The sequence below is a fragment of the Ureaplasma diversum NCTC 246 genome, from assembly GCF_000731915.1.
Classification (GTDB): Bacteria; Bacillota_I; Bacilli_A; order Mycoplasmatales; family Mycoplasmoidaceae; genus Ureaplasma; species Ureaplasma diversum.
This window is the reverse complement of record NZ_JFDP01000114.1, coordinates 1-1,253: the sequence shown is the minus strand read 5'-3', so window position 1 is coordinate 1,253 and position 1,253 is coordinate 1. Positions and strand designations below refer to the sequence as shown.

The window sequence follows — 1,253 nt, the reverse complement described above, 5'->3', positions numbered from 1 at the left end:
GGTTGTTCCGGTTTGTATTGTTTTGTTGTTATCTAATTTTAGGGATTGTGTTAGAGAGGTTCTTTTACTTGAATATAAATACTAATGTTCTTTATCATCTAAATAAGAGCATAAACCAACATAAAAAATCCGAAACCAGTTTGTTCTAAAAATCGAATGATTAAGAAAAGGAAATATCAATCACTCAAAAATATCTAAGTCTTAATAACAAATAAACCTATAAGCTAATCAATAAAAGCAAATTACCATAAGACAAAAACATTAATTTGCCCCCTTATCTAAAAACCAATATAAACTAAATATTTTTAAATTTGCTATACATTAATTATTAAATTAAAACAAATACATTCGAACATAAACATAAGAAGAGTAGATAATTCTCTAAATAATAGATAAAATGTATACTTCTTTTCTAACTTCAAATATAAGTATTTATACTTAAATCACATCTAAATAATTTATTTATAAAGTTTATATTGATCAATTTTCTATTGGTATTCATACTAATTATTAGACATCATAAATTAGTATGAAAAGTATCTATTAAAACTCAACATATTTTTTAAATATCTTTTATAATAATTGAATAGGAGCTTTGTAAAAAGCACATCTTTTCATATGGCAGAAAATAAATTTAATGAAGATACAAGGGTTAAATTACCTGCATTAGTTCATTTAACAAGATTAGGATATGAATATCTACCAATTATTCATAAAGATCAAGCTAATGATCTTTATGATCCTGATACTAATATTTTGCTTCAAGTTTTTGAGCAACAATTCAAAAAACTAAATCCTAATCATAAAAATGACCCTAAACAAATTTTATCCGAAATAAAGATGGAATTAAATAATGATGATTTAGGTCAAAGTTTTTATCAAAGACTACTTTCTATTGAAACAAGACTAATTGATTTTGAAAATATAGAAAACAATGTTTTTCATTGTACAACAGAATTTTCGTGTGAAAATGGAGGAGAATCTTTTAGACCTGATATTACATTATTTATTAACGGATTGCCACTTGCTTTCATCGAAGTTAAAATCCCAAATAATCCAGGTGGAATAGTTGCAGAAAGTGAACGAATGAATAATGAAAGATTGCCAAATAAAAAATTCAGAAGATTCTTAAACATTACTCAGTTAATGATTTTCTCTAATAATATGGAATATGCATCAAATGATGGGGCTGTTCCAATTGAGGGAGCTTTTTATTCAACAATAGACAAAAAGAAAGCCTTCTTTAATTGCTT

Annotated in this window: 1 protein-coding gene; it reads left to right on the top strand. The window is 25.1% G+C overall.

Annotated elements, in window-relative coordinates; all coding sequences use genetic code 4:
- Positions 1-618: 618 nt before the first annotated feature.
- A partial coding sequence (locus UDIV_RS04175; protein ID WP_038103791.1) for a type I restriction endonuclease occupies positions 619-1,253 on the top strand: 635 nt, incomplete at its 3' end.